The 25,202-nt window shown below is 62.7% G+C and carries 25 protein-coding genes and 1 pseudogene; 11 read left to right on the top strand and 15 right to left on the bottom strand.

The features are described 5' to 3' along the window. Positions 1-25: 25 nt before the first annotated feature. The 3 genes and pseudogenes from HWX07_RS19890 to HWX07_RS19880 all read right to left on the bottom strand — a co-directional run bounded on the left by HWX07_RS19890 (position 26) and on the right by HWX07_RS19880 (position 2,021). Positions 26-607 (bottom strand): hypothetical protein, encoded by a 582-nt coding sequence (locus tag HWX07_RS19890; protein WP_175877419.1) that lies wholly within the window; start codon positions 605-607, stop codon positions 26-28. A 473-nt stretch (positions 608-1,080) separates the two neighbouring features. Continuing rightward, positions 1,081-1,784, bottom strand: a pseudogene (locus tag HWX07_RS19885) (SOS response-associated peptidase family protein). 39 nt (positions 1,785-1,823) lie between these two features. Then, a complete protein-coding gene (locus tag HWX07_RS19880) occupies positions 1,824-2,021 on the bottom strand; it encodes a hypothetical protein (protein WP_175877418.1) in 198 nt (65 codons plus the stop codon). 275 nt (positions 2,022-2,296) lie between these two features. Here HWX07_RS19880 and HWX07_RS19875 point away from each other — a divergent pair, with 275 nt between their 5' ends. The 7 genes from HWX07_RS19875 (at position 2,297) to HWX07_RS19845 (ending at position 6,225) form a co-directional block, all read left to right on the top strand. After that, positions 2,297-2,923 carry a hypothetical protein gene (locus HWX07_RS19875; protein ID WP_175877417.1) on the top strand — a complete coding sequence of 209 codons (627 nt, stop codon included), beginning with the start codon at positions 2,297-2,299 and terminating at the stop codon, positions 2,921-2,923. Positions 2,924-3,013: 90 nt separating this feature from the next. Further along, entirely contained in the window at positions 3,014-3,427 is a 414-nt protein-coding gene (locus HWX07_RS19870) for a PAAR domain-containing protein (protein WP_175877416.1), read from the top strand. A gap of 3 nt (positions 3,428-3,430) precedes the next feature. After that, a complete protein-coding gene (locus HWX07_RS19865) occupies positions 3,431-3,934 on the top strand; it encodes a DUF4123 domain-containing protein (RefSeq protein WP_175877415.1) in 504 nt (167 codons plus the stop codon). Continuing rightward, entirely contained in the window at positions 3,927-4,394 is a 468-nt protein-coding gene (locus tag HWX07_RS19860; protein WP_175877414.1) for a hypothetical protein, read from the top strand. The genes HWX07_RS19865 and HWX07_RS19860 overlap by 8 nt, the downstream gene beginning before the upstream one ends. Continuing rightward, complete coding sequence (locus HWX07_RS19855) at positions 4,282-4,869, top strand: restriction endonuclease fold toxin 5 domain-containing protein (protein WP_175877413.1); 588 nt, start codon at positions 4,282-4,284, stop codon at positions 4,867-4,869. Before HWX07_RS19860 ends, HWX07_RS19855 begins: the two co-directional genes overlap by 113 nt. 5 nt (positions 4,870-4,874) lie before the next feature. Continuing rightward, positions 4,875-5,609, top strand: coding sequence for an immunity 52 family protein (locus tag HWX07_RS19850; protein ID WP_175877412.1), 735 nt, complete (start codon positions 4,875-4,877; stop codon positions 5,607-5,609). Positions 5,610-5,817: 208 nt separating this feature from the next. Further along, a complete protein-coding gene (locus tag HWX07_RS19845) occupies positions 5,818-6,225 on the top strand; it encodes a hypothetical protein (protein ID WP_175877411.1) in 408 nt (135 codons plus the stop codon). Here the strand turns inward: HWX07_RS19845 and HWX07_RS19840 are convergent. The 6 genes from HWX07_RS19840 to HWX07_RS19815 all read right to left on the bottom strand — a co-directional run bounded on the left by HWX07_RS19840 (position 6,176) and on the right by HWX07_RS19815 (position 9,828). After that, the gene (locus tag HWX07_RS19840; RefSeq protein WP_244130014.1) at positions 6,176-6,976 is read right to left on the bottom strand and encodes a baseplate J/gp47 family protein; all 801 of its coding nucleotides are present in this window, start codon (positions 6,974-6,976) and stop codon (positions 6,176-6,178) included. The genes HWX07_RS19845 and HWX07_RS19840 overlap by 50 nt on opposite strands. After that, positions 6,973-7,308: a GPW/gp25 family protein gene (locus HWX07_RS19835; protein WP_175877410.1), complete on the bottom strand. Its 336-nt coding sequence runs from the start codon at positions 7,306-7,308 to the stop codon at positions 6,973-6,975. Before HWX07_RS19835 ends, HWX07_RS19840 begins: the two co-directional genes overlap by 4 nt. After that, positions 7,266-7,508, bottom strand: coding sequence for a hypothetical protein (locus HWX07_RS19830; RefSeq protein WP_175877409.1), 243 nt, complete (start codon positions 7,506-7,508; stop codon positions 7,266-7,268). Before HWX07_RS19830 ends, HWX07_RS19835 begins: the two co-directional genes overlap by 43 nt. Before the next feature lie 61 nt (positions 7,509-7,569). Beyond that, entirely contained in the window at positions 7,570-8,823 is a 1,254-nt protein-coding gene (locus HWX07_RS19825; protein ID WP_175877408.1) for a hypothetical protein, read from the bottom strand. 99 nt (positions 8,824-8,922) lie between these two features. Then, positions 8,923-9,603 (bottom strand): phage baseplate assembly protein V, encoded by a 681-nt coding sequence (locus HWX07_RS19820; protein ID WP_175877407.1) that lies wholly within the window; start codon positions 9,601-9,603, stop codon positions 8,923-8,925. A 3-nt stretch (positions 9,604-9,606) separates the two neighbouring features. Next, positions 9,607-9,828: a hypothetical protein gene (locus tag HWX07_RS19815; RefSeq protein ID WP_244130013.1), complete on the bottom strand. Its 222-nt coding sequence runs from the start codon at positions 9,826-9,828 to the stop codon at positions 9,607-9,609. On the opposite strand from HWX07_RS19815, the gene HWX07_RS19810 reads away from it, so the two are divergent. Together HWX07_RS19810 and HWX07_RS36985 are read left to right on the top strand one after the other, a co-directional pair. After that, a complete protein-coding gene (locus HWX07_RS19810; protein WP_175877125.1) occupies positions 9,827-10,210 on the top strand; it encodes a hypothetical protein in 384 nt (127 codons plus the stop codon). The genes HWX07_RS19815 and HWX07_RS19810 overlap by 2 nt on opposite strands. A gap of 83 nt (positions 10,211-10,293) precedes the next feature. Then, positions 10,294-10,755 (top strand): hypothetical protein, encoded by a 462-nt coding sequence (locus HWX07_RS36985; protein WP_244130012.1) that lies wholly within the window; start codon positions 10,294-10,296, stop codon positions 10,753-10,755. A gap of 604 nt (positions 10,756-11,359) precedes the next feature. Here the strand turns inward: HWX07_RS36985 and HWX07_RS19800 are convergent. Next, positions 11,360-12,838: a sensor domain-containing diguanylate cyclase gene (locus tag HWX07_RS19800; RefSeq protein WP_175877406.1), complete on the bottom strand. Its 1,479-nt coding sequence runs from the start codon at positions 12,836-12,838 to the stop codon at positions 11,360-11,362. Positions 12,839-13,732: 894 nt separating this feature from the next. Between HWX07_RS19800 and HWX07_RS19795 the strand changes: the two genes are divergently transcribed. Continuing rightward, positions 13,733-15,874, top strand: coding sequence for a hypothetical protein (locus HWX07_RS19795; protein ID WP_175877405.1), 2,142 nt, complete (start codon positions 13,733-13,735; stop codon positions 15,872-15,874). Between the two features lie 97 nt (positions 15,875-15,971). Here the strand turns inward: HWX07_RS19795 and HWX07_RS19790 are convergent, their stop codons facing one another. From HWX07_RS19790 to HWX07_RS19770, 5 genes are all read right to left on the bottom strand, one after another. After that, entirely contained in the window at positions 15,972-17,372 is a 1,401-nt protein-coding gene (locus HWX07_RS19790) for a sensor domain-containing diguanylate cyclase (RefSeq protein ID WP_006478595.1), read from the bottom strand. Between the two features lie 256 nt (positions 17,373-17,628). Beyond that, entirely contained in the window at positions 17,629-18,807 is a 1,179-nt protein-coding gene (locus tag HWX07_RS19785) for an acetyl-CoA C-acyltransferase (protein ID WP_175806212.1), read from the bottom strand. 41 nt (positions 18,808-18,848) lie between these two features. Further along, positions 18,849-19,481: a bifunctional nicotinamidase/pyrazinamidase gene (gene pncA / locus HWX07_RS19780; RefSeq protein WP_023475610.1), complete on the bottom strand. Its 633-nt coding sequence runs from the start codon at positions 19,479-19,481 to the stop codon at positions 18,849-18,851. Positions 19,482-19,525: 44 nt separating this feature from the next. Next, entirely contained in the window at positions 19,526-21,610 is a 2,085-nt protein-coding gene (locus HWX07_RS19775) for a 3-hydroxyacyl-CoA dehydrogenase NAD-binding domain-containing protein (protein WP_175877404.1), read from the bottom strand. Positions 21,611-21,799: 189 nt separating this feature from the next. Continuing rightward, positions 21,800-23,443 (bottom strand): 3-(methylthio)propionyl-CoA ligase, encoded by a 1,644-nt coding sequence (locus HWX07_RS19770; RefSeq protein ID WP_175806210.1) that lies wholly within the window; start codon positions 23,441-23,443, stop codon positions 21,800-21,802. A 178-nt stretch (positions 23,444-23,621) separates the two neighbouring features. Between HWX07_RS19770 and HWX07_RS19765 the strand changes: the two genes are divergently transcribed. After that, positions 23,622-25,190: a protein adenylyltransferase SelO gene (locus tag HWX07_RS19765; protein WP_175877403.1), complete on the top strand. Its 1,569-nt coding sequence runs from the start codon at positions 23,622-23,624 to the stop codon at positions 25,188-25,190. The last annotated feature ends 12 nt before the right edge of the window (positions 25,191-25,202 follow it).

The following is a 25,202-nucleotide window of genomic DNA, read 5'->3' as shown; positions in this document are numbered from 1 at the left end:
GAACCGAAGTTACCAGACCATCTCGCTATTTCTTCGCATCAGTTCTTGAATTTCGAACAAGAAACGCGTCATCACCGAACATTTCGACATCAGCCTGCATAGCAACAAACGAGTCGCTTTTGACAAAATTATGAGCATTCGCCTTTATTCCATCCTGTATCTTCTGATATTGTCGGTCAGATACTGAAGCCAATGCCTCATCGATCTTTTTCGCTCGGGAATTTAGATAACTGCCAAAGCCGGCAGGCATTACATACCGACGCGGTTCGACCGCTCCCTCACTCGCATGAATTTTTCCGCCCTGCCAGTTCACTGCATTGGACTGCGAGACAAAACCGAGAATGATGAAGCGACCTAGCTTCGAGTAGACAAATGTTGAAGAGCGGCTTTCGCAAAAATCCATATCAATCGCACGCATCAGGTAGCGATTTATGTTGGGTGCAAATCCGCCGCGCGCTGCGGCGATCTGATCGAGTGGATAGATATACTGGCGGAATTGCATAGGATGCTGGCGCGCCCCAAGAATGTATTCGCGCCAAACTGCTTCAGCTGCGAGTACGTTTGGATCTTGAGCGAGAGGCGAATCTCCATAGGCAGTTTTATCCATGAAATACAAAAGTGCGCGCCAAGAAACTGACGTACAAAAATGCAATAGCCAAGGGCCGTAGGCATATCGCCTTGACGAGTCTGCCAAATATGGATGAAACAGCTTGTTCGCAAAGGCTCGTTCCGAGCGGCCAAGCAGTCCTTCGCACGTTTGACACAACCAGTATTCCTTTTCTCCGTCTTGCGTTCGCTGATTTGGTTCTCGCGAGCTTCTGATCGGACTGCCTCCGCTGGACTCTCTAAGCCATCGAAATACAAAACTTGGCAATATGTGGCTAAGCTGCAACTGAACTTCAGCTTCGCATAAGCGACATTTTCCATACGGCATGATCTCGACGCGCTCTCGTCTTGTTGGTGTTCGGGGGTTATCTTTGTGTCAATGCTGAGAACAGTATCACCACTCAGCCACCATACGAAAGCACTCAGATCAGATGATCGCGAATGTACCGCCCACCCGCCAGAGTGTTTCCAAAGCTACTTTGACTCGGCCCGCATATCTTCTGCCGGGTATAGCTGAAGCATCGCGCGCGCCGCTTCGACGTTAGGCGTGGTCAACCACTCTTCCCAATCGTCCGGCCTAAGGATCACGACCGATCGCTTCTCGTCGTCCGGCTTGTGCATGCGCGACATCAGCGGGTGACCGTCCGCGTTGACCGTAATCATCGACATCGCGTGGCGCTTGGTGCCGTCCTCGTGCGTCAACGTGCGCCAGATGCCCGCGACGCACATCGTCGGCCGGTCAACAACGCTGATCTTCTGCCATACGCATGGCCCAAGTATCCATTCCCCCTTGTCGTCTTGCCGGGCATCCGGATATGACGGTTCGACGATGTAGTCCGCCGGAATCAGGCAACGCACCCCTTTGCGCCAAGCCGGGCCATACAACTTCGATTCGCCGAGATTGTCGTCGCGCGCATTCATCGTGCGCAGAAACTTTCGGACGGGACGCCCCGCCTTCTTGTCTTCTTCTCGCTTTGCTTTCTGGAGATCATGCGGCCAGAAACCGAATCCAGCGATCAGCGGCTTGAACTGCCCGTCAACATAGCCGACGATCGGCGCGTCGTAGTCTTGGTAGATCTCGGGCTCCCACGGCGTCCAGCGGTACAGGTCATGAAAATTGTCGATCTTCAGCTCGCTCAGGCCCGGATCTTCGCCCGCGGGTAGTAGTTGGTGCACACTGTTCACGTCCTCTACTTGTCCGAGATGCCAGTGTCCGGCTAGTCATAGCCCAGCGCTGGAGGCGATTGAATTTGGTCCAGCGGTATAACGGGACCGCTCAGCCACTCGTCCAGCGCGGTACAGATGATGTCGTAATAGACCTCATCGAACCCGGAGCCTTCGGGCTGGCCCGGCGCGTCGGGGAACAATTCTCGACCGAGCGTCACCTGATGCTCGCAGAAGCCATATTTCCCCACGACGATATTCCCGCCTAGATCGTTGTAGCACCGCGCTTCGTACCCTATGACCGGTGACTTCCATGAGGCTTAGGATATGGTATTTGGCATCTGCAATACACATGTCGACGAATGCCGATTGCACGGCTGTCATGGGTCGCAACATATCACCCTCCGGCCGGTGACCTCCCTCTTCAGATCTTACTGCGCTCCTCCTCGATCCCTATTTTTGAGACTTGACGGCACCATCTTGGCACAAGATAAACTGTATATCCATACAGTGTTATACCCGCATCATGATATTGCCCCCATTTAGCCCGCCGCGCTTCGACGAGTTGTCGAAATGGTGGAACACGTGCACCTACGCCGAGGTTCATCGCCTGATTCTGGAGGTGCTGCACCTGCGGATTACGCTGAGGGAAATGGATTCGCTCACGGACGATGCCAAGCGCATGATCGCGTACCCAGAACAAGCGGACACGTTGAAATACGCGGCTCCGCTGCGGCGCTTGTCGATCAAGATCGACAAAGAGATTACGCGGGCCGGCCGAATAGGCAACGCACGCGCGCCAGTCGCGCCGTTCTCTGACGAGTGGCGTGCGCGCGAAGAGATGAGGTGCCGACTGTACGACACGCCAGGCGAGCCAGATCCGAGTTCCGACAAGGCAACAAAGCTGCCAGAGTTTCAGCGGCTGACATGGGCCGAGCTACGCGACGCGTGGAGCGCGACCCCGTTCAAGAAAAACAAGCTGCCGACTCTCGAACAGCGTTTCGTGCTGGAAGTTGTGCACGTCCGCCGAACACTGCGGCTCATGGAGAAAATGGTCTGTGCGGCCGAGCTGGAGCTGAAGAAGAACGGCTACCCCGATTCGTTCGCGCTCGACCAGCTCCGGCGCATGATCGACGGCGCTCGCTTCGATTGACAATAGTTGACTGAGGGCGATTTAGCCAATCATCAGATGTTCTCCCGGAAATGGTAAATTCATACGAAAACCACACCTACGAGAGAACATATGGCCCGAGCCATGATTTGCGTCGGCGACACGACGACGCATGACGGCCGCGTGCTGGAGGGCAGCGCGACCGCGACCATCGAGGGAAAGCCCATTGCGGGCGTCGGACACAAGGTACTTTGCCCGCAGTGCAAGGGAATCTTTCCGATCCTTCCGACCGGACGGCAATACTCGCACACGTTCGACGGACGAGAAACCGCCGTCGAGGGTATGAAAACCGCGTGCGGCGCGACGCTGATCGCATCGCAGTCGTCAGCAACGTTCGACGACGTCGGATCGGGCACAGCGACGACTGGCGGCGCAAGTGCCGCCATCGCAACGACTGCCGCTGCGCTCGCTCCCTCGCCGACGCTCTGTCTCGAATGCCTGAAAGCTGCGGCCGAAAATGCCGCGACGATGATCGCGCGCGGGTAGTCCATGACCGAAAATTCGATCGAGGCTTTCTTCTTCAAGCGTCAACAGCAGTTGACCATGCAGGTGCATCTGTACGCCCTTGTCGACGGCCTTCTATACGCTGATGCGGCCGGCGGTTCATCGCCCCAACGATCGCAGTCGGCCATCGCCGTATTCGATGGCACGCAGGACGCGTCACTTGCAGACGCTGGGCCGTGGCTTTTTGCGTACCAGGCGACGGCTGGCAACATCCGACGAACTCTCTCCACAATGGCCTGCAGTTCCACCGGCGTGTCTTGGCTGATCAGCGCATATCCAATCGAATCACTGGCTGACGAGCTGCGCAGCCGCCTCGACGTACGCTTGCCGGATGGAAGCACCGCCCTGCTCCGCTTCTACGATGCCCGCATCATGGCCGACATGGTGTCGCTGATGGAATTCACGCAGCGCATGCAGTTCTTCGTGCCGACATTCAACTGGCTCGTCGAAGTAAATGGAAAACTCGCTGGAGTACACCCGCATGCTTGAGCTGACAAGCGAACAGGTCGCCGGCCTTGCCGAGATCGACGCACGCGGATATGTCGAACACACTCGGCAGGATCTCGTCAAAGCGGACCCGAAGCTGGCCGAAGACGGCACGCTATCGACGCGGCTATGGAACGCATACGTCGCCGCTCGACGGCTCGGCATCCAGTCCGACGGGAATGTCGCCGCGTTTCTTCGTATTGAGGCATACGCTCCGAAGTTTTACGAGAGACCTGCGACGCGCGCGTGGCTGACTCGGCCCGGACGCTCGGCCGATGAACGCTTTCACGATTACCTACGCGTTATGAAATGGCGCATCGAACATCAAGACGACAAGGGAGGGGCTGAGCATGGCGGGATTGGTGGTGTCGGGGATCGAAGCGGCGATAGTGGAGCTTGGACCAGTCTTAGCTCGCGCTGGAGCCGCCTTATTGGGCGGGGCCGCAGTGGCCGGGACGGCTAGTCTTTCGGGAGATACATCGAAAGCCACCAGTAAGGCCGAGCCTGCCGTCCGTGCCATACCGCGTACTGGAGAGAGCTGTAAGAAGTGCCCACCTGAGGCGGGGAGCATGCAGCGCCGCAACTGGAGCATGAGTGACAACTCCCGAGAGTATCAAGGGCGGATTACTGGATTCCCCTATAGCGTTGAAGAGCGGTGGAGCATGGAGTGGGTCTGGCAGCGTGACTTCGACGGCTTTCGACCGGAAAGCTGTTTGTTGATAGAAGCGAAGGCAAAATACGATCAGTTCTTGAACAAGCTCGATGTACCGTACACCAAGGCCTTTGATGACATGGAGGAGCAGGCTGCCGGTCAGGCAGCGGTTGTAGATGATCATCCTCCTGCGAGGTTGAAATGGTATTTTCAGACGGAGCGGACTTGGAACTACATGAGAGCGCCGCTTGTCCGTCTTCACATCCAATCAGAATGGGTGCCGTGACAAACATGGAAATAGTTACGCAATTTCGTAGCCCTGCCGACTTCGCCCAGCTTGGCGATTTTGCGGCTCATCTTGTCCGCCTATGGCCGGTGGTTGAGGCCATGTCGCGCGAGGACGAACGTTTAGGGCAGTGGTGGCTGAAGGCTGATACCGAGGAAGAAGCCCGTCTCTATCCCATGTTTGAAGCGCCCGGCATACCTTCGACAGCCGTTTTGGCCGTCTTGGCGCAACGGTACGAAAAAAAGATGGACCTTCCTAAAGTATTTGGCTTCTGGAATGGTCAGATGGACGCGGCCGACAGCGCGAGGCTGAAATTAGCCATCGATGCGAAAAGGCGGCCCAGCGAGATAGAAATCGGACTGCCGGCACAGAGCGCGGCCTCAGCGGACGAGTGCAGCTATGAGGGCGTGGCTAAGATAGTGTCCGCGATCGTCTCGGTTTATGACCCGATGTATGTCTCTGTTGCACCACGAGAGTATTTTCCCCGACAGGTGTTTGATGACAAGCCGGGCGTTGGCTGGATGCTGTATCTCCCGAAGGTCCTCACGACTCAGCAAGTCCCGGAAGCACGCGAATTGATTCCAGTTCCTGAAGCCGGCCGGAAGCAGACCGGGACGATCATTGTGAGCGTCCCAGATGCCGTTTTTTCAGTGGACAATTCCGAACACGTCGACGTTGCCAACCGTATCGAGATTCGGCTCGTCGACCAGGATCTTTTGCCCGCATTCGCTGATCTGTAAGCACGATGCCGGCGCGAGAGTCCGTGCCGGCATCGCCAATTAGATGTATAAGGCTGGACTAGACCAAACAGGCAGCGTCAGATCGTCTGACTCAGTTCGGCCAGTTTCTGACATTCGACATCACTGGGTAGGTGGCCGACAATCGCAATCGGACTCCTTCAATTCGCCTGTCCCTGATGGGATGAATGCCAGCAACGAGAGAGGGTGAATGCCGATGAAAGACACGGTCGCACTTATCGTAGATCCCGATTTCGGCGCTCGTATTCAAGAATTGGTCGCAAGAGTCCGACACACTTGGGTCGTTGCTACTCCCGCGAACGTTGCCGTTGCCGAGCAAATCTGGAGAGCGTCGCCGAACTCGCCGGGGCTCAACATGGAAGGCGGCGTTACCACGTTCATTCAATACGGGGTGGATCGGGAAAGCTGGTGCGACGCAATTCTGGATTCTGTCGACGATCACCACAATTCTCACTCTGGCGACCCTGATTATTCGATCCTGGAGGTCTATGGGATACCGCTTACCAACCGACTGCAGTCTGTGCTGGTCGAACTCGGATTCTCGGCATTTACGTCGATGGACTATGGTTTTTGTGCGCGCAAGCCCCAACCTGCTTGAGAGAGACGGACATGCCAACACGCAGCCCCTCGCCCGCCGCGACCGCGATATCGAGATCCGCGCGTCGCGCCGCGAGTACCACACCTGGATCAGGCCCGCGCCCGATGTAGACATCGGCGACGATCGCGTAAGTGACCGAGCGCGCTGGCACGACGAGCAACGTATCGTTGAGGGGACGGCGATCTTCTGGAGTAAGTGCACGACGTACCGTGTCGAGCAGCGCAGCACTTGCGATTCCGTCGTTGGAATACGACTTCACGACCACGCGCACGATGCCCGGCTCCGGACGATCGACACGTACGTCGGCGACATCCGCTGACGCGTCCATCGCGAGTGATCGATACGAACCGGACGGCCCGGCCGTCGACGCGCGCTCGATCCCCATCTGCGTACGCAGACGCAAGCGCTCGTCGCGCTCGTACGTGACCGGAATCGGCGGGTGCGCGTCCGGATCGCCGGGGTCGACAATCTCTTTCTTCAGGTTCCAGAGCGCCGCGAGGTGTTCTAGATCCGCCCCCGTTGCATAGGCCCGCAACACTGCACGTCCGGCATCGTTAACTCGTGCCCGAAACTGGATTTCGTCGTACGCGGCCAGCTCCAGCACCTTGACGACCGGATCGGATTCGAGCGCTGCGGTCCAATCCGGATAGATGCTTTTGAAGTGCTCCAGCTTGCGCTGATACACCTCCTCGGAGTCGAGCTTTTCGACGAGATCCGGCGGATCAAGCGCCGATAGATCGATCACTGTCATATCGTCACCTCGAATACAACGTCGTCGCCGCTGTAGCGACCGGCGATCCGAAAAGTTACTTTGCCGTCCACAACAGACAGTGCCTTCACGCTATCCAGCGCGATACGCGGCTCCCACCGTCCGATTGCACGCGCGGCTTCGGCCTGTGCCGCCGAGATCCATCCACGCGTGACGGGCAGGTCAACCATCGCAGGGAGATCCGAGCCGTAATCGGGCCGCTGGCGACGGGTTCCCTTGCGCGTGCTCAGAATGTCCGCGATGCTTTGCATCAGATGATCGAGTCCGCCGATCAGTCGGCCCGTGCGGCGACACATCCCGACCAGCGCGACCATCGCTGCACCTTCGTCGGGACGCGCTTGAAGCACTCGCGCGATTCGAGATACACGATGTGCTCGGGCTCAGTCACTTTCGTTTTGCCAGCAAGCACGGCAACATGCGAGCCGTTCGGGAACACGATCACGCGGCTACGGAACTCGGTATCGGTGAATGTGATGGGTGCTACCGCCCCGCCTTGCTCCTTATCTTTCGACATGCAACTTCCGCGGAATAAAAAAAACCGCGTTTTGCGGGGTTTAAGTATGGAATGCACTCAATCAAGTTTTTGTTCGGCTCCGTAACAACCGAACGTCGTCTGTATGTGCTTTGACACAGAAATATCCGCCCGCACGCCATATCAGCAACCGTTTCTGAGCATCCGAGGTGGACATAGAGGCACCATCTGCTTTGCCGAAAGCAATCGGATCACGGCAGAGCAGCAGGACATTTGCGAAATTGAATCGAACATAACTATCAACGAAATAGCTCTGCTCCTTGCTATATACGGACGGACCCGCCGTGTAGACCTTGAATCCGGCTCCCTGGAGTCCCGTCACAAGGTCTGGCTTCAGCACCTGATAAACATACTTCGACTCGTCAATCGCGCCGATCGATCGCAGAACGGTAGAGGTGACAGGTCCGAGTGTCAGCGCCACCATCCACACCCAATAAAAGACAAGCGCACCTATAAAAATCGTAGTCTTAAAAATATCAAATGGTTTTTTATCCGATAGCTTCTCAAGCAAATAAACCATACCTGGAAGCACTCCTATTACGCTGTAAAACACGCATCCAGCGAACACACCGAAAGCCGTCCACCCCGACAAGCCCTCACCGTCAAATATTCTCAGACAAACAACCAAGGACGGCAGAACTGATACAGCAGCAATCGTGGGTGCAAACGTAACCTTAATAAATTGAACCAGTTTACTTATCCATCCACTCTTACCGGGATCAGAAAACACCTTCCAGCTCCACCATACGATGGACAATTCAAATATCGCCATCCCGGCCATACCCAAAGAAAAGCACCAGCCAGCGGACAGATCCCAAACGAGCGACAGCACTCCGAACACAAGCAACCAAGCAAGCGGCGACCCGATAAACAAAAGTGCGAGTGGTTTCCTTACGCTACCGTTCTTTGCGGCCTTCGCGATCTTATTCTGCTCTTCGTATGCGCCGACCGCACTCACCGAAATAATCGACGGGATACCAAACTGAATCGCCAACAAGAGTGTCAGCAAACAGGACGCAACGATCATCACCACCAGCCCCGGCACCGAGACCACCGCCTCCGGAAACAACTGCGGCCAACCGATTTTCTTCAAATACGCCCATATCAACATGGCCGGCATCACCAGTCCGATCGGAGCCAGCTTCCACAGTACATCCAACGTGTCTTTCAGGACGCCGAGCGCCGACACGTAGTTTTTATAGATCTGCCTGAAATCCTCCCAGTCAGTACCGCCCTGATCATTTGCCGCATCTGCTTTATCGTTAATATCTTTCGGGTTTCCGCCATCAGCACTCATCAAGTCGACTCCTTCACAAAGTAGCTTTGTTGTGCAGAAATCGATTCTAGAAGCTTCCTGTGCGATATCATCCTCGCAAAAATCGCAGGGTTAAATCCGTCAAATCGGCAAACTGACCCTCTCACCGTCGCCCTGCTCCCCGTGGCTGTGCTTGCTAACCGACTTACCAGCCGCGACAACATCGTCGGTGAACTCTGCACCGCCCACGACCTTCATCGCGACACCGCCGCCGTCGCCAGGCTTGCCTTGCATGCCGCCGTTGAACATCAGTAGTTGTTCGGTCGTCGTGTTGCCGGTGAACGTCGAGTCCGGAACATCTGCCAGCAGCTTTGCGCTGCGCAGCGTCGCACCATCCGCCTTTAGCTCAAACTCGGTCCTTCCGATGCGGAACACGATCCGACCACCGGCCGGCACCGACAGCACGTATTCATGGCTCGCATGGTTGTACTGCTCGAATGCGCCATCCGGGAAGTCGGTCGCGGTCTCGTCAGGACTCGACCGCCCGGACCCGCCGTGCTGCTCCGTGTAGTAGCCGGGCGCGACGAACGCACCGGCGAGATCGCCGGACGGTGCCCACAGGGCGACCTCTTCGTCGACGGACGGCGGACGCCAATGCCGTACCTTGCCGGCGGCACCGGCCTGCCATTTGAGCCAGTCGCTCACCCAATCGCCGACGCGGACTTTCACGCGCGGCGGGTCGTACATGATTGCCTCCACGACCGCGGATTGCGTCAGGCACGCCATACGGCGATCCATTTCGCCAAGCTCGAAGTCGCTCACACGTCACCCCGCTCCCTGTTCCGCCGGATTCCAATAGCTGCCTTCATGCCCCGGCCCCGTCTCCGGATCGACACCCCACAACACCGCGCGCCCCTTCATCGGCGGCTCGTACGCATCGCCCAGGTCGAATTCGTGCGCCCACTCGACGAGCCAAACGAAATACGTGCCCAGCTCGGGCCGGAACGGATCTTCACCGGCCGACCCGACCTGTTTGCCCGGCGCCATGGACAATCCCCACGTCGCCCCGTGCACCGTTTGCAGCACGCGCGCGGATACCCTTCGCTCGCCCAACAGCAAGCGCACAAAAAAGCCGATCGCCGAGATCTACGTGCCCCAACCGAAGGCAGATCAGTTGATTTGCGCGGCTATGTACAACTTCAGGGACAGCTTCGCATCGATGCCCCTGAAGTTCGGCGCAGGAACCGCGACCTACCCGACGCGAATGCAAGCGGTACAGGAAGGTGCTCGATGGTTTAAAAAAGCTCTCGGCTACGAGAACATCAAGCGCCAGAAAGACCTTCCGTTCGTCCTGCAATGGCTCGATGACATTCTGCAGTTTCCCGATCTCGACTGGACGCCGGATATGGCGCAGGAGGCAGCGAAATGACCTCGCGCCCGGCCCTTTCCACCCCACGTCCGTGCCGCGAAAGCGGGAACACGCGGAGAAGCGCCCGGCTATCGCACTGGCGAGTGTCAACGGTACTTCGACGCAGGCTGACGCCCGTAAAAGCGATCCAGAAGGACGAAGCGCCGCCCGCGCGGCGCAAATCTATCCAGACAAACGAAGCCTTTGCGGATACCCGCCCAGGCAGGCTCGCGCGACTCGACGCCCTTCGCATCGAGATCCGCGCGTTGATCACCGACATCTCGCACGCGGCCGACGTCGAGCTACTGGACCTGATGGTCGACGAGATCGGGGCGTTCGCTCGCCACAAAGCCGCGCAGGACGCGCGCACCTGGGCCACGACCGCCGCAATCACGCTTGAAACCGGGCTCATGCAACTCGCCCGTGCAACTCGTTGCCCAATGCCCGCATCATGTGCGAGCCGTGCTCCAAGCAACAGCGTGATGACTTGCGTGGTCGAATCTATCTTATCGTCCTTCCGTTCGCGTAACGCGGTGTCCCCGCCATCTCAATGGCGGGCGACCTAGCGGGCGCTGCGCCACTGTTGCAGATAACTCAGTCTTATGCGTGTCAGCTATGGTCGATAGATTGCGGAACAGTAGCCAGTCTTATTCACCACGGGCCGATATCTCAAATTGACCGGCCGCTTCCCGGAGGCAAACATCCCTGCACGTCCGAACGATAGAGCGGCCGAGCGCTGTCAGGGCAGGTAGCTGTCACTAGCCATCAACAACCGGTCGGATGGCAACGATTTCCATCAAAGGGCTCAACGACCACGTCACGCAGTGGCAAGTCCTTGCAGTGCGCAAAAAAGGGGGTATCAAACTCCGGTATTACGATGAAACCTATAAAGATCATTACTTTACTATCTCGAATATCACTGCAACTTCCACATGACGATATGTCTGATCACTTCGGTTGCTCCTGTTCGTGTTGGTTCGGCGATTGGCCTGAACCCTTGCCAGTCGGGCACCTTGCGCCCGCCTGCCGTTCGCTCTCGTTCGCTCGGAATCGCACCCGGTCGAAAAAAGCGGGCATCGTTTGAAATCTTCCGGGACGATACCCGCTTTTTCAGTCAGGTTCGGTCACCGCTGCGATGCGTCTGACGGAACGCACGATGCAGCGCCCCCCTCACTCCGCCGGCTGCAACGCGGCAACCTTGTTCCGCCCGGTCGCCTTCGCGTAGTACAGCGCCTCATCAGCCGCCTTGATCACGGCATCCGGCTGCCCCTCCTGATCGGGCGTCCAGCTCGCCAGGCCAATGCTCGCGGTAACACGCCCGTATTCGCTGCCGGCGTGCTCGAGGGCCAACTCGTCGATGGCCGCACGAATCCGCTCGGCGATCTGCGCCGCGCCGGTTTGCGACGTGTCGGGGAGCAACACGACGAACTCCTCCCCGCCATAACGAGCCGCCGTATCGGCCGGCCGGCGAATGTTCTCGCCGATGCACCGCGCGACCGCCGCCAACGCATCGTCCCCGGCCTGATGACCGTACGTGTCGTTGTAAGCCTTGAACCGGTCCACATCCACGAACAGCAGCGAGAAAACGGAACGCGCACGCCGGGCGCGGCGCCACTCGTTGTCCAGCACCTCGCCAAAGCTGCGGCGATTGCTCAGGCCGGTAAGACCGTCCGTCCGGGCGAGCAGCACGAGTTCCGACTCGGCCCGCATACGGCGCCGCAACTGCGAACCGAACAGCAGGGACAGCGCGATGAACGCCACCCCGAACGTCGCGACCAATCCGCCGATCGTGATCGCACGTTGCCGCCATGCGGCGTAAATGTCCTGCTCGGCCTCCGCGACCATGATGATCAGCGGCAGTTTCGGCAAATGCTTGAAGTAGTACAGGCGGCGCACGCCGTCGATCGACGAGGTTTCAGAGAAGGAGCCCTCACGCGCGGTCTGGAACCGCCGGAACGTTGCGGCCTTGCTGAGGTCGCGGCCGATAGTATGCGCATCGTAAGGCTGACGCATCACCATCTTGCCGTCTTCGCCGATCAGCGAAATCGAGCCATGTTTGCCAAGCGAAAGCCCGGCGAAGAGCTGGTGGAAATATTCGAGATTGACCGCGATAACGGCAATGCCGCCAAACGATCCATCGGGGTTCGAAATCCGCCGCGTGAGCGCGATACTGAGCTTTCCCCCACGCAAACGGGATACGAATGGGTCACTGATATAGAGTCCGACGTTCGGATTGTCGCGGTGGATCGTGAAGTATCGGCGATCGGCGAAATTGCCCTTGCGCGGCTCGTCATAGCCCGAATCCAGGACGATATTGCCGCCTGCATCCATCACGAGCATCGAACCGAGAAATTCCGCGGTCATCGCGTGATCGAACAGCACCGCCCGGCGCAGACCGGGCGAAGCGTCCATCACATCGCGGCGCTGCAACCCGTGGATGACCGCCTGCAAAGACAGGTCGTACAACTCGATATTGCGTTCGATGTCGCGCTCGGCGACAAGCCCGAGGTTGCGTGACGTTTCCCTTGCACGCTCCATCGCGTCGTTGCGGCTCTGCAGGAGTTGCAGTACGCATAGCGCCATGAGCGCGCATGCGATCATGGAAGCAATCGCCACGATGACGTAAGGGGCAGTCTTACGGGGGTGCATGGGTCTCCTCACTGGGAATGAGCGCCCCTCCCGCCGAGCGCAGATTGCTCATACTAAATCAGTTGGGCCGGTATTCGCGCCCACCGCGAATGGAACGGCTCAGCCGTGCGCGATTATAAATACCGAGTGCGAGAAATTGCCCGCTCGTAGCGGGCTTACGGCGACGGATCGGCCACGAACGAGCCGCTCGAGCTTCGCGTTCTCTTCCTCAAGCCGCTTCCGCCGGCGCGGCCCCGCAGGCAACGGCCCGCCGTACTTCATCCGCCAGCGGCCCGTTCGAGATCAGGCGACCATGCCTCGTGGTGCGGGCATGCGCAGGAACGCGGCTTGCTGGGCTTCGCCCGCGCCGTGTCTTGCATGCCGGCCTGTCACGACACAGACCGACACAACGCGGTGACTCGTTTCCTGTCCGGTATCAATTCCCGGCCCGATAGAGCATTGCCGATCGTCTTGTCACGGCTATCCGGAGCGCGTTAATTCCGATTCGTTAAATCGCAAGTTTTACCGGAGAGACGGGTAATAATTGCGCCCAATTTTTCAATTCAATATTTGAAAACCAAAACATTATTGACTTCAACTTTCCCATAAATTTAGAATCGCCTACGACGGCTTACGTATCGTTTTCCGCGCCGCTCCGGATTCGCTACTCACCTGCGCGAAGATCCTTTGCATCGGCCTTCCCGTAGGGCATCGACGCTCGCCCCTCGTTTTCAGTTTTCTGCATTTATCAGCCATTCGGTTATTGCCAACCCATTTTCATTTCGAAGAAACGCAACACCTCGATTAATTCCAGCCATTCACCAGAATAGCCGCGACACGAGACCAGACGGACCCAAGATCCGCCACTGAAAACACCCAGATAAAAAATCGCCAGTCATCAGGAGGGACATCAACATGCATCGCCTTGCGAAGTCGCTGTGTCTCGGGCTCGTCTGCGCCGGCCTGCTGTCGGCCTGCAACGACGACGACGTCAAGTCCACCACCCCGCCATCGAACACCGCCGCGTTGTCGTTCCGCATGGATACGGGCGGCCAGATCAACGCGTTCTACCGGCAGGACAAGGTCGCCGCGCACCTGCTGGTACGCTCGTCGACGAAGCCGCGCCTGCTGGTGGTCTTCCCCGCCGGCAACAGCGGCACCGGGCTGTGGTTCGACGACACCGCACAGCCGGTGAACTGGAGCCTCGACACGCTGCCGTCGGCACTGTCGGCGCCGGACACGCACGGCCGCCCGCTGTACGGCATCGGCGCCGACGTGTCGGTCGACACCGCGTCGCTGACGGTCCGCCAGGCTGTGCTCAGCAACGTGCGCTTCCTGCGCGACTTCAACGGCGGCGCGACGATCCCGCAGCAGATCCTCACCGCGCCGACGGTCCAGGGCAGCACCGCGCAATGGCAACGCGACCGCATCGACGGCGCGCCCGGCTATGCGCTGCGCATCACGCTTCGCGACGGCGGCAGCATCGCGACGGCAGCCGGCGGCAAGCTGGTGCTGACCGCACCGGCGGGCTCGCATACGCTGAAGCTGCACGTCGATGCGCTGTCGGGCGAGACGCCGCTGTCGCCGATCACGCACGCCGACTTGTTCGCGCCGTCCGTGAACCCCGACCCGGTCAGTCAGAACGTGCTCGAATTCCTGAGCTTCAACGACAAGCTGCTGGCCGGCTCGTGGCAGTACGACACGTACTTCGGCCGCGACACGCTGATCTCGGTCCGCATGCTGATGCCCGTGCTCGAACCCGCGGCGATCGAGGCCGGCCTGTCGTCGGTGCTCAGCCGCCTGTCGGCCGACGGCAAGGTCGCGCACGAGGAAGGCATCGGCGAATTCGCGCTGGTCGACAACCAGAAGAACGGGCGGCCGAACGATGCGACACCGACCTACGACTACAAGATGATCGACAGCGACTACCTGCTCGCACCGATCGCGGCCGCGTGGCTGATCGACGATGCGCGCGGCCAGGCGCGTGCGGCCGCGTATCTGGCGCAGCGCGGCAGCGACGGGCAGACCAACGGCAGCCGCCTCGTCGTCAATCTGCTGCACGTCGCGACGACCGCGCAGCCGTTCGCGCAGCAGCCGTCGGTCGCGAACCTGATCCACCTGCGGCCCGGCGAAATCGTCGGCAACTGGCGCGACAGCACCGACGGTCTCGGCGGCGGCGTGTACCCGTACGACGTGAACGCGGTGCTCGTGCCGGCCGCGCTGCGCGCGGCGAACGCGTTCCTCGCCCGCGGCCTGCTCGATCCGTACCTCGATGCCCAGCAACGCGCGACGCTCGCCAACACGGCGAACCAGGCGGCCACGTGGGAAACGCAGGCGCCGCCGCTGTTCCAGGTCAGCGTGCCGGCCGCGCAGGCGGCCACCGACGTGTCGGCCTATGCGCCGTCCGCTGGCGTGCCGGCCGGCGCCGCGCCCAACGCACCGCTGGGCTTCTACGCGCTGTCGCTCGACCAGCAGGGCAACCCGATTCCGGTAATGAATTCGGACGGCGGCTTCGCGCTGCTGTTCGGCACCCCGCCGGACGATCAGCTCCAGCGGATCGTCAGCGACGTCACGCGGCCGTTCCCGACCGGGCTCGTGACGGATGTCGGGATGCTGATCGCGAACCCCGCGTATGCGAGCTCGTCGCTGTGGCCGAAGTTCACGAGCTCCGCGTATCACGGCACGGTGATCTGGTCGTGGCAGCAGGCGATGTGGGTGGCCGGGCTCGATCGCCAGCTGGCGCGCCAGGACCTGTCGGCCGCGACGCGCACGCTGCTCACGCAGGCGCGGCAGACGATCTGGCAGGTGATCTCGAACGGACGCGACATGCGCACGTCGGAAATGTGGACGTGGTCCTACGTGAACGGCAAGTACCAGACCGACGCATTCGGCACGCGCAGCGCCGATGCGACCGAAGCCAACGCGGCGCAGCTCTGGAGTACGACGTATCTCGCGATCCGCGATCCGCAGCAGCGCGCGGGCAAGTACTGGTGGCAGGCGTCGCAGTCGATGCAGGACGAACAGTCGAAGCAGGCGACGGCGGTGGCGTCGCGCTAGCGCGTCGCCGCGCGTGAGCAGGCCGATACCGACACCGACACCGGCCCGCAAAAACCCCGGCGGTACTCCCGCCGCCGGGCTTTCGGTGCAAATCCGGTTAGCGCGACACCACGCGGTTGCGCCCTTCCCGCTTCGCCTGATACAGCCGCTCGTCGACCACCCGCAGCAGCGCATCGACCGTGCTGCCGTCGACGCCGTATTGCGCGACGCCGACGCTGACCGTCACCTGCACGCGCTTGAAGTCGAGCCCAAACGGCGAACTCGAGATCGACGAACGCACGCGCTCGGCGGTCATCCGCGCGCCTTCGAGCGGCATCTCCGGCAAGAGCGCCATGAACTCCTCGCCGCCGACCCGCGCGAGCGCGCCCGCCGGCCGGATTGCCTCGAGGCACTGGCGCACGACGCCGCGCAGCACCTCGTCGCCGATCTGGTGCCCGTATGCATCGTTGATGTTCTTGAAATTGTCGAGATCGAGCGCGAGCAGGCAGAACGGCGTGCCGTCGCGCTCGGCCCGCACGATCTCGCGCTCGACCTGCGCGATGAACTGCCGGCGGTTCGACGCGCCCGTCATCGGGTCGGTCGCGGCCATGTATTCGAGCTTCTGGTTCGTGCGCCGCAGTTCCTGCAGCGCGCTCTCGGTACGCGCCATCGATTCCGACAGCCGGCTCATCAGGTCTTCCTGGCTGTAGATCGCCGAGAACGAGCGTGTCGTCTGCAGCGCCTGCACGACGCCGTAGCTCAGCAGGAAGAACCCACCCGCGAAGATCGCATGGGCGAGCCACCACATGTGATTCCACGGCTTGCCGAGGATGAACGCGAGCGACGACAGCGCGAACGCCATGATCGACACGCCGTAGATCACCATCAGCGGCGAGCGGATTCGCCTCGCGAGCAGCAGGCACACGTTCAGCAGCGAGAACACCAGCGCGCCGCCCTCCATCGACAGCCGCGTGCCCAGCGCGCCCGCGACCGGCGAATAGGCGATGTACGCAACCGCCACGTTGACGATCAGGAAGAACACGATCCACGGCAGCCACGTCCGCACGCTCGTGCGCTTGTCGAGCCGGTCGGGCGGACGCGAATACGACAGCAGGCCCGTGAGCAGCAGCGCCGACATCACGAACCGCGACGCGGGTCCGTACAGCAGGAACAGCCAGATATTGTGGTGCGCCATCCCGGTGAACGCCCCGTGCAGCGCATAGATCATCGCGAAGCCGAGAAACCCGAGCGTCAGCCAGCGCAGCAGCGGCTCGCCGGACGACCGGTAGCACACCCACGTCACGTAGGTGACGAACGCACCTTCGAGCGTCGCCGCCGCGATCGCGATTTCATGGAAAGCGTGGTTCTCGAACACGACGCCCCGGTCGCTGAAGAACCACAGATAGGCAATCAGATAGGCGGGCAGCAACGCGAATCCGACCAGCAGGCATTTCGCGTAGAGCCTCGCGGCCGCGCTGACGACACGCGGCGGTTCCCCGGCTGCATAGGTCGTACTCATTCGGTCCCCGGTCGGTCTGCTGCGTTGGTTCGAATCGTCTCGGCACGAATCACGCGACGCGCGATCTGGCCCATCGTGCCGAAAGGCAAATGTCAGAGCAAGTATAGGTGGGGCAATTCGTTTGACAAGTCCGGGGAAACGGCATTGCCGGGTGCATGCCTTTTGCTTCCCGGTCGTTGCGAATGGCGCGTGCGCCGCGCCGATTCGCTGCAGCGGCGGGCGGTAACGCCGAGGCGCAACCGCCGCCGGTCAAAGATCAGAGGATTTCGAACAGGCCGGCCGCGCCCTGCCCGCCGCCGATGCACATCGTGACGACCGCGTACTTCACGCCGCGCCGCTTGCCCTCGATCAGCGCATGGCCCGTCAGGCGCGCGCCCGACACGCCATACGGATGGCCGACCGCGATCGCGCCGCCGTTGACGTTCAGGCGGTCCTCAGGGATCCCGAGCGTGTCGCGGCAGTACAGCACCTGCACCGCGAACGCCTCGTTCAACTCCCACAGGCCGATGTCGTCGACTGTCAGCCCGGCCTGCTTCAGCAGCTTGGGTACCGCGAACACCGGGCCGATGCCCATTTCGTCCGGTTCGCAGCCGGCCACCGCGAAGCCGCGGAACGCGCCCAGCGGCTGCAGCCCTTCGCGCTGCGCGGCCTCGGCGCTCATCACGACGCATGCCGACGCGCCGTCCGAGAACTGGCTCGCATTGCCTGCGGTGATCACGCCGCCCGGCACGGCCGAGCGGATCTTCGACACGCCTTCGAGCGTCGTGTCGGGCCGGATGCCTTCGTCGGCCGAGACCGTCACTTCCTGCGTGAACAGGCGACCCGTCGCCTTGTCGGCGATGCCCGCGAGCACGGTGATCGGCACGATCTCGTCGCGGAAAAGCCCGGCTTCCTGCGCAGCCGCGGCGCGCAGTTGCGACTGCACGCCGTACGCGTCCTGCCGCTCCTTCGAGATGCCGTAGCGCTTCGCGACGTTCTCGGCGGTCTGCAGCATGTTCCAGTAGATCTCCGGCTTGTGCTCGACGAGCCAGCCCTCCTGGACCATGTGCCGGTTCATCTCGTTCTGCACGCACGAGATCGATTCGACGCCGCCGGCCACGTAGACCTCGCCTTCGCCCGCAATGATCCGCTGCGCGGCCAGCGCGATGGTCTGCAGCCCCGACGAACAGAACCGGTTCACCGTCATCCCCGGCACGCTCACCGGCAACCCGGCGCGCAACGCGATCTGCCGCGCGATGTTCGCGCCCGTCGCGCCTTCGGGGTTCGCGCAGCCCATGATCACGTCCTCGACGCGGGCCGGGTCGAGCTTCGCGCGTTCGAGCGCGGCCGCGACCACGTGGCCGCCGAGCGTCGCGCCGTGCGTCATGTTGAAGGCACCGCGCCAGGATTTCGCGAGCGGCGTGCGTGCGGTCGATACGATTACGGCTTCGGTCATGCGAGTCTCCTTCGGTCCTGCTGATTCGGATGGGAAATGCGCTACGCCGCCGGGCGCGCGCCCGCGGACGTCGCATGCACGACGCCCGCTGCCTGCATCTGCTGCCATGCGTGCGCGAGCGACCCGTTCAGGTCGATCGCCCGGCACGCATCGTTGATCACCGCGGCTTCGAAACCGGCCGCGCGCGCGTCAAGTGCCGACCACGCGACGCAATAGTCGGTCGCGAGCCCGCAGCACCACACGCGCTTCGCACCGAGTTCGCGCAGATAGCCCGCGAGCCCCGTGCGTGTCGTGCGGTCGGCTTCGACGAACGCGGAATAGCTGTCGACCTGCGCGTCGCCGCCCTTGCGGATCACGAGGCGCGCGTGCGGGATGTCGAGGTCGCGATGCAGCGCCGCGCCGTCGGTGTCCTGCACGCAGTGCACGGGCCACAGCACCTGCTCGCCGTACGGCAGCGCGAGCGTCGAGAACGGCTCGCGGCCCGGATGGTTCGCCGCGAACGACACGTGCTCGCGCGGGTGCCAGTCCTGCGTGAGCACGACCTGGTCGAAGCGTTGCGCGAGCGCGTTGATCACCGGCACGACCGCATCGCCGTCGGGCACCGCGAGCGCGCCGCCCGGCATGAAGTCGTATTGCACGTCGATCACGAGCAGGACGTCGTCGGTGCGTTTCATTGCGTGTCTCCAGACAGGATCGGTCGCGCCGCGAGGCGGCGGCGTCAGCCGTTGAACCCGCGGCCGGCCTTGGCCAGTTCCGCGATCGACGGCGCGAGCTGCCACGCGTCGCCGTTCGGTGCAGCCGCATAGCGGCGAATCGCGCGCTCGACGTTGTAGAGGCCGACCGTATCCGCGTACAGCATCGGGCCGCCGCGCCACAGCGGGAAGCCATAGCCGGTCAGGTAGACCATGTCGATGTCGGACGCCTTCGACGCGATCTTCTCCTCGAGGATCTTCGCGCCTTCGTTGACGAGCGCGAACACCAGCCGCTCGACGATCTCGTCGTCGCCGATCTTGCGCCGCTCGACGCCGCGCTCCTTCGAATACGCGACGACCATCTCGTCGACGAGCGACGACGGCTTCGCCTTGCGCTCGCCCGGCACGTAGTCGTACCAGCCGGCGCCCGTCTTCTGGCCGAAGCGGCCCTGTTCGCACAGGCGGTCGGCGATCTTCGAATACTGCAGATCGGGCTGCTCGACGTAGCGCCGCTTGCGGATCGCCCAGCCGATGTCGTTGCCGGCTAGGTCGCTCATCCGGAACGGTCCCATCGCGAAGCCGAACTTCTCGATCGCGCGATCGACCTGCGCGGGCAGCGCGCCTTCCTCGAGCATGAACAGCGCCTGGCGGATGTACTGCTCGATCATCCGGTTGCCGATGAAGCCGTCGCACACGCCCGACACCACCGCCGTCTTGCGGATTTTCTTCGCCACCGCCATCACGGTCGCGAGCACGTCCTTCGCGGTCTGCGCGCCGCGCACGACCTCGAGCAGCTTCATCACGTTCGCGGGGCTGAAGAAGTGCATGCCGACCACGTCCTGCGGACGCTTCGTGAACGCGGCGATCTTGTCGACGTCGAGCGTGGACGTGTTCGACGCGAGGATCGCGCCCGGCTTCGCGACTTCGTCGAGCTTCTTGAACACCTGCTCCTTCACGCCGAGTTCCTCGAACACGGCCTCGACGATCAGGTCGGCGTCCTTCAGGTCGTCGTAGGACAGCGTCGGCGTGATCAGCGCCAGGAGCGCATCGAGCTTCTCCTGCGTGAGCTTGCCCTTCTTCACCTGCGCGTCGTAGTTCTTGCGGATCGTCGCGAGGCCGCGCTCGAGCGCGTCCTGCTTCGTCTCGAGCAGCGTGACGGGCAGCCCCGCGTTGATGAAGTTCATCGCGATCCCGCCGCCCATCGTGCCCGCGCCGATCACGCCGACCCGGCGGATCTCGCGCAGCGGCGTGTCGGCCGGCACGTCGGGAATCTTGCTCGCCGCCCGCTCGCCGAAGAACGCATGGCGCAGCGCGCGGCTTTCCGGCGTCATCATCAGCGCGACGAAACCTTCGCGCTCGGCGACGCTGCCCTTGTCGAAGCCGTTCAGCACGCCGGCCTCGATCGCGTCGATGCACTTGTGCGGGGCGGGGAAATTCGGCGCGGCGGCCCGCGCGGAATTGCGCGCGAACTGAATGAAGCCCGCCGCGTTCTCGTGGACGATCTTGCGATCGCGCACGCGCGGATGCGGCCCCTTCTGCGCGCCGACCTTGCGCGCGAACGCGACGGCCGCATCGAGCAGGTCGCCGTCGGCCATTTCGTCGAACAGCCCGCTCTTCGCGAGCTGCTCCGACGGCACCGGTGCGCCCGACACGATCATGTTCAGCGCGGTTTCGAGCCCGACCGCGCGCGGCAGGCGCTGCGTGCCGCCCGCGCCCGGCAGCAGCCCGAGCTTCACTTCGGGCAGCGCGACCTGCGCGCCGGGCGCGGCGACCCGGTAATGCGCGCCGAGCGCAAGCTCGAGGCCGCCGCCCATCACGACGCTGTGCAGCGCCGCGACGACCGGCTTCGCGCTCGCCTCCACCGCGCGGATCACGGTGTGCAGCGTCGGCTCCTGCAAGGCCTTCGGCGTATTGAATTCGGTGATGTCGGCCCCGCCCGAGAACGCGCGGCCCGCGCCGGTCAGCACGATGGCCGTGACCGACGGGTCCCGCGAGGCGCGATCGAGCGCGTCCATGACGCCCTGGCGGGTCGACAGGCCGAGCCCGTTGACGGGCGGATTGTTGAGCGTGATGACGGCCACGCCGTCGCGAGTCGAGTAATCCACTGCCATCTGCCTGCCTCCATGCATCGCGCGCCGGATTGGCTGCGCTTCATTGTGCGCGGTCGAACGGCCGCATGTCCGGATGAACGGAGGCAGCATACAACGAAAAAGCACGGTCGTTCAATTTGAATTTTACTCCCGATCCGGGGACGGATCGGGCGACCGATGCGCGGGGTGGCGGCGACCCGGGCCTGGGCCTTACGGCGCGCACACCGCCGTGGGCAACACGTAATCGCGGAACGTCTCGCGCAGCTTCAGCTTCTGCAGCTTGCCGGTCGCGGTGTGCGGCAGCGATTCGACGAACACGACGTCGTCGGGAATCCACCATTTCGCGACCTTGCCCTCGTAGAACGCGAGCAGCGCGTCGCGGCTCAGGTTCGCGCCTTCGCGCGGCACCACGACGAGCAGCGGCCGCTCGGTCCATTTCGGGTGCGCACACGCGATGCACGCGGCTTCGGCCACCCCGGGATGCGCGATCGCGACGTTCTCGATGTCGATCGAGCTGATCCACTCGCCGCCCGACTTGATCACGTCCTTGCTGCGGTCGGTGATCTGCAGGAAGCCGTCGGGGTCGATCGTCGCGACGTCGCCGGTCGGAAACCAGCCGTCCGACAGCGGCGACGCATCGCTCCCGAAGTAGTGATCGATCACCCACGGCCCGCGCACCTGCAACTCGCCGAACGCGACGCCGTCCCACGGCAGCTCGTGACCGTCCTCGCCGACGATGCGCATGTCGACGCCGCAGATCACGCGCCCCTGCTTCTCGAGCAGCCGGCGCTGCGCGTCGAGCGGCCGCTGCGACTGCGCCCAGTTGAGCTTCGCGAGCGTACCGAGCGGCGACAGTTCGGTCATCCCCCACGCATGGATCACGCGCACGCCGTATTCGTCCTCGAACGTGCGCAGCATCGCGGGCGGACATGCGGAGCCGCCGATCACCGTGCGGTTCAGCGTCGAGAAACGCACGCCGGCCTCGCGCATGTAGTTCAGCAGGCCGAGCCACACGGTCGGCACGCCCGCGGAGAACGTCACGCGCTCGGCCTCCATCAGCTCGTACAGCGATTTCCCGTCGAGATCCTTGCCGGGCAGCACGAGCTTGCCTCCCGTCAGCGGCACCGCGTACGGCAGCCCCCACGCGTTGACGTGGAACATCGGCACGACGGGCAGCACGGCGTCCATCGCGGACAGGTTCATCGCGTCGGGCAGCGCGGCGCCGTACGCGTGCAGCACGGTCGAGCGATGCGAATACAGCACGCCCTTCGGGTTGCCGGTCGTGCCCGACGTGTAGCAGAGCCCCGACGCCTGCTGCTCGTCGAGGCGCGGCCAGTCGTAGCGGCCGTCCTCGGCTTCGACGAGCGTTTCGTAGCAGAGGAACGGCGTCGCGCCGGACGGCACGTGCGCGGCATCCGTCATCGCGATCCAGCCCTTCACGTGCGGGCATTGCGGCGCGATCGCATCGACGAGCGGCGCGAAATTGATGTCGAAGAAGACGTAGCGGTCTTCCGCGTGATTGACGATGTACGCGATCTGTTCGGGGAACAGCCGCGGGTTGATCGTGTGGCATACGGCGCCCATCCCGCCGATCCCGTAGTACGCCTCCAGATGCCGGTAGCCGTTCCATGCCAGCGTGCCGACGCGCTCGCCGGTCTCGACGCCGAGCCGCGCGAGCGCCTGCGCCAGCTGCTTCGCGCGGCGTTCGCAATCGCGGTACGTGTAGCGATGCAGGTCGCCTTCCACGCGCTTCGACACGATCTCCGTGTCGCCGGCGTGCCGCGCGGCATGCGAAATCAGCGACGACACCAGCAGCGGCACATCCATCATCTGGCCCAGCAACGGCTTACCCATCGTCTTGTTCTCCCTGAGGATGCGAATCGGTGACCAGCCAGGGGACGGTTTCCGTACCGAAGCCGTCCCGGTGTGCGCCCGTCAGCGGCCCCGGACGGGCGTGGCGCACGGTGCGCGGGCCGCCATGCGGGCGGCGCGGCGCCGCCTTACAATATCGGCTTACCCAGAGGCGCTCAACATGTCGTTTTCCCGAAGCGCAGCCGATGCGGCTGACATCCTGCCCGACCTCGCCGCGACGCTCGGCGCGCCCGCCGAACGCGCGTTCGTCACGCTCGGCGACGCGTTTCATACGCGTCTGCCGGCCGCGCCGCTTGCCGCGCCGTACGTCGTCGGCTTCTCCGACGACGTCGCGCAACTGCTCGACCTGCCGCCCGCGGTCGCCGCGCAGCCCGGTTTCGCCGAGCTGTTCGCCGGCAACCCGACGCGCGACTGGCCCGCGCACGCGATGCCGTACGCGTCGGTCTACTCCGGCCATCAGTTCGGCGTGTGGGCCGGCCAGCTCGGCGACGGCCGCGCGCTGACGATCGGCGAATTGCCCGGCACCGACGGCCGGCGCTACGAACTGCAGCTCAAGGGCGGCGGCCGCACGCCGTATTCGCGCATGGGCGACGGCCGCGCGGTGCTGCGCTCGTCGATCCGCGAATTCCTGTGCTCGGAAGCGATGCATCACCTCGGCATCCCGACCACGCGCGCGCTGACGGTGATCGGCTCCGACCAGCCGGTGGTGCGCGAGGAGATCGAGACGGCGGCCGTCGTTACCCGCGTGTCGGAAAGCTTCGTGCGTTTCGGCCACTTCGAGCACTTCTTCTCGAACGATCGCCCCGACCTGCTGCGCCAGCTTGCCGATCACGTGATCGACCGCTTCTATCCGGCCTGCCGCGACGCGGACGATCCGTACCTCGCGCTGCTCGAAGCGGCGACGCTGCGCACGGCCGACCTCGTCGCGCAATGGCAGGCCGTCGGCTTCTGCCACGGCGTGATGAACACGGACAACATGTCGATCCTCGGCGTGACGATCGACTACGGCCCGTTCGGCTTCGTCGATGCGTTCGATGCGAACCACATCTGCAACCACTCGGACACCAGCGGCCGCTATGCGTACCGGATGCAGCCGCGCATCGCGCACTGGAACTGCTACTGCCTTGCGCAGGCGCTGCTGCCGCTGATCGGGCTGCAGCACGGCATCGCCGGCGACGATGCGCGCGCCGAGCGCGCGGTGGACGACGCGCAGGCCGTGCTCGCGAAGTTTCCGGAGCGCTTCGGCCCCGCGCTCGAACGCGCGATGCGCGCGAAGCTCGGCCTCGCGCTCGAACGCGACGGCGACGCCGAACTCGCGAACAAGCTGCTCGAGACGATGCATGCGAGTCACGCGGATTTCACGCTGACGTTCCGCCGGCTCGCGCAGATCTCGAAGCACGACGCGAGCCGCGACGCGCCCGTGCGCGACCTCTTCATCGACCGTGAGGCATTCGACGCCTGGGCGAACCTCTACCGCGCGCGGCTGTCCGAGGAAACGCGCGACGACGCGGCTCGCGCGGTTGCAATGAACCGCGCGAACCCCAAATACGTGCTTCGCAACCATCTGGCCGAAGTCGCGATCCGGCGCGCGAAGGAAAAGGATTTTTCGGAACTCGAGCGGCTCGCGCAGATCCTGCGCCGTCCGTTCGACGAACAACCCGAGCATGAAGCATACGCGGCGTTGCCGCCCGACTGGGCCGGCTCGCTCGAAGTGAGCTGCTCGTCCTGAGCCCGCAACCCG

The sequence above is a fragment of the Burkholderia sp. BCC0097 genome (assembly GCF_902832985.1).
GTDB lineage: Bacteria > Pseudomonadota > Gammaproteobacteria > Burkholderiales > Burkholderiaceae > Burkholderia > Burkholderia orbicola.
The sequence above is the reverse complement of the archived record's forward strand: the minus strand, read 5'-3'. Positions and strand labels throughout refer to the sequence as shown.

Bases quoted from the DNA above. Each gene is read 5' to 3' on its own strand.
- HWX07_RS19835 (WP_175877410.1), bottom strand. From the start codon at position 7,308: ATGGTCGCGCTGGTCGGGATGTGTCGCCGCACGGGCCGACTGATCGGC.
- HWX07_RS19860 (WP_175877414.1), top strand. From the start codon at position 3,927: ATGCTTGAGCTGACAAGCGAACAGGTCGCCGGCCTTGCCGAGATCGAC.
- HWX07_RS19870 (WP_175877416.1), top strand. From the start codon at position 3,014: ATGGCCCGAGCCATGATTTGCGTCGGCGACACGACGACGCATGACGGC.
- HWX07_RS19785 (WP_175806212.1), bottom strand. From the start codon at position 18,807: ATGACCGAAGCCGTAATCGTATCGACCGCACGCACGCCGCTCGCGAAA.
- HWX07_RS19790 (WP_006478595.1), bottom strand. From the start codon at position 17,372: ATGAGTACGACCTATGCAGCCGGGGAACCGCCGCGTGTCGTCAGCGCG.
- HWX07_RS19890 (WP_175877419.1), bottom strand. From the start codon at position 607: ATGGATAAAACTGCCTATGGAGATTCGCCTCTCGCTCAAGATCCAAAC.
- HWX07_RS19845 (WP_175877411.1), top strand. From the start codon at position 5,818: ATGCCGATGAAAGACACGGTCGCACTTATCGTAGATCCCGATTTCGGC.
- HWX07_RS19855 (WP_175877413.1), top strand. From the start codon at position 4,282: ATGGCGGGATTGGTGGTGTCGGGGATCGAAGCGGCGATAGTGGAGCTT.
- HWX07_RS19775 (WP_175877404.1), bottom strand. From the start codon at position 21,610: ATGGCAGTGGATTACTCGACTCGCGACGGCGTGGCCGTCATCACGCTC.
- HWX07_RS19825 (WP_175877408.1), bottom strand. From the start codon at position 8,823: ATGAGTGCTGATGGCGGAAACCCGAAAGATATTAACGATAAAGCAGAT.
- HWX07_RS19810 (WP_175877125.1), top strand. From the start codon at position 9,827: ATGGACAATCCCCACGTCGCCCCGTGCACCGTTTGCAGCACGCGCGCG.
- HWX07_RS19875 (WP_175877417.1), top strand. From the start codon at position 2,297: ATGATATTGCCCCCATTTAGCCCGCCGCGCTTCGACGAGTTGTCGAAA.
- HWX07_RS19840 (WP_244130014.1), bottom strand. From the start codon at position 6,976: ATGACAGTGATCGATCTATCGGCGCTTGATCCGCCGGATCTCGTCGAA.
- HWX07_RS19865 (WP_175877415.1), top strand. From the start codon at position 3,431: ATGACCGAAAATTCGATCGAGGCTTTCTTCTTCAAGCGTCAACAGCAG.
- HWX07_RS19815 (WP_244130013.1), bottom strand. From the start codon at position 9,828: ATGGCGCCGGGCAAACAGGTCGGGTCGGCCGGTGAAGATCCGTTCCGG.
- pncA (WP_023475610.1), bottom strand. From the start codon at position 19,481: ATGAAACGCACCGACGACGTCCTGCTCGTGATCGACGTGCAATACGAC.
- HWX07_RS19800 (WP_175877406.1), bottom strand. From the start codon at position 12,838: ATGCACCCCCGTAAGACTGCCCCTTACGTCATCGTGGCGATTGCTTCC.
- HWX07_RS19830 (WP_175877409.1), bottom strand. From the start codon at position 7,508: ATGTCGAAAGATAAGGAGCAAGGCGGGGCGGTAGCACCCATCACATTC.
- HWX07_RS19795 (WP_175877405.1), top strand. From the start codon at position 13,733: ATGCATCGCCTTGCGAAGTCGCTGTGTCTCGGGCTCGTCTGCGCCGGC.
- HWX07_RS19765 (WP_175877403.1), top strand. From the start codon at position 23,622: ATGTCGTTTTCCCGAAGCGCAGCCGATGCGGCTGACATCCTGCCCGAC.
- HWX07_RS19850 (WP_175877412.1), top strand. From the start codon at position 4,875: ATGGAAATAGTTACGCAATTTCGTAGCCCTGCCGACTTCGCCCAGCTT.
- HWX07_RS19770 (WP_175806210.1), bottom strand. From the start codon at position 23,443: ATGGGTAAGCCGTTGCTGGGCCAGATGATGGATGTGCCGCTGCTGGTG.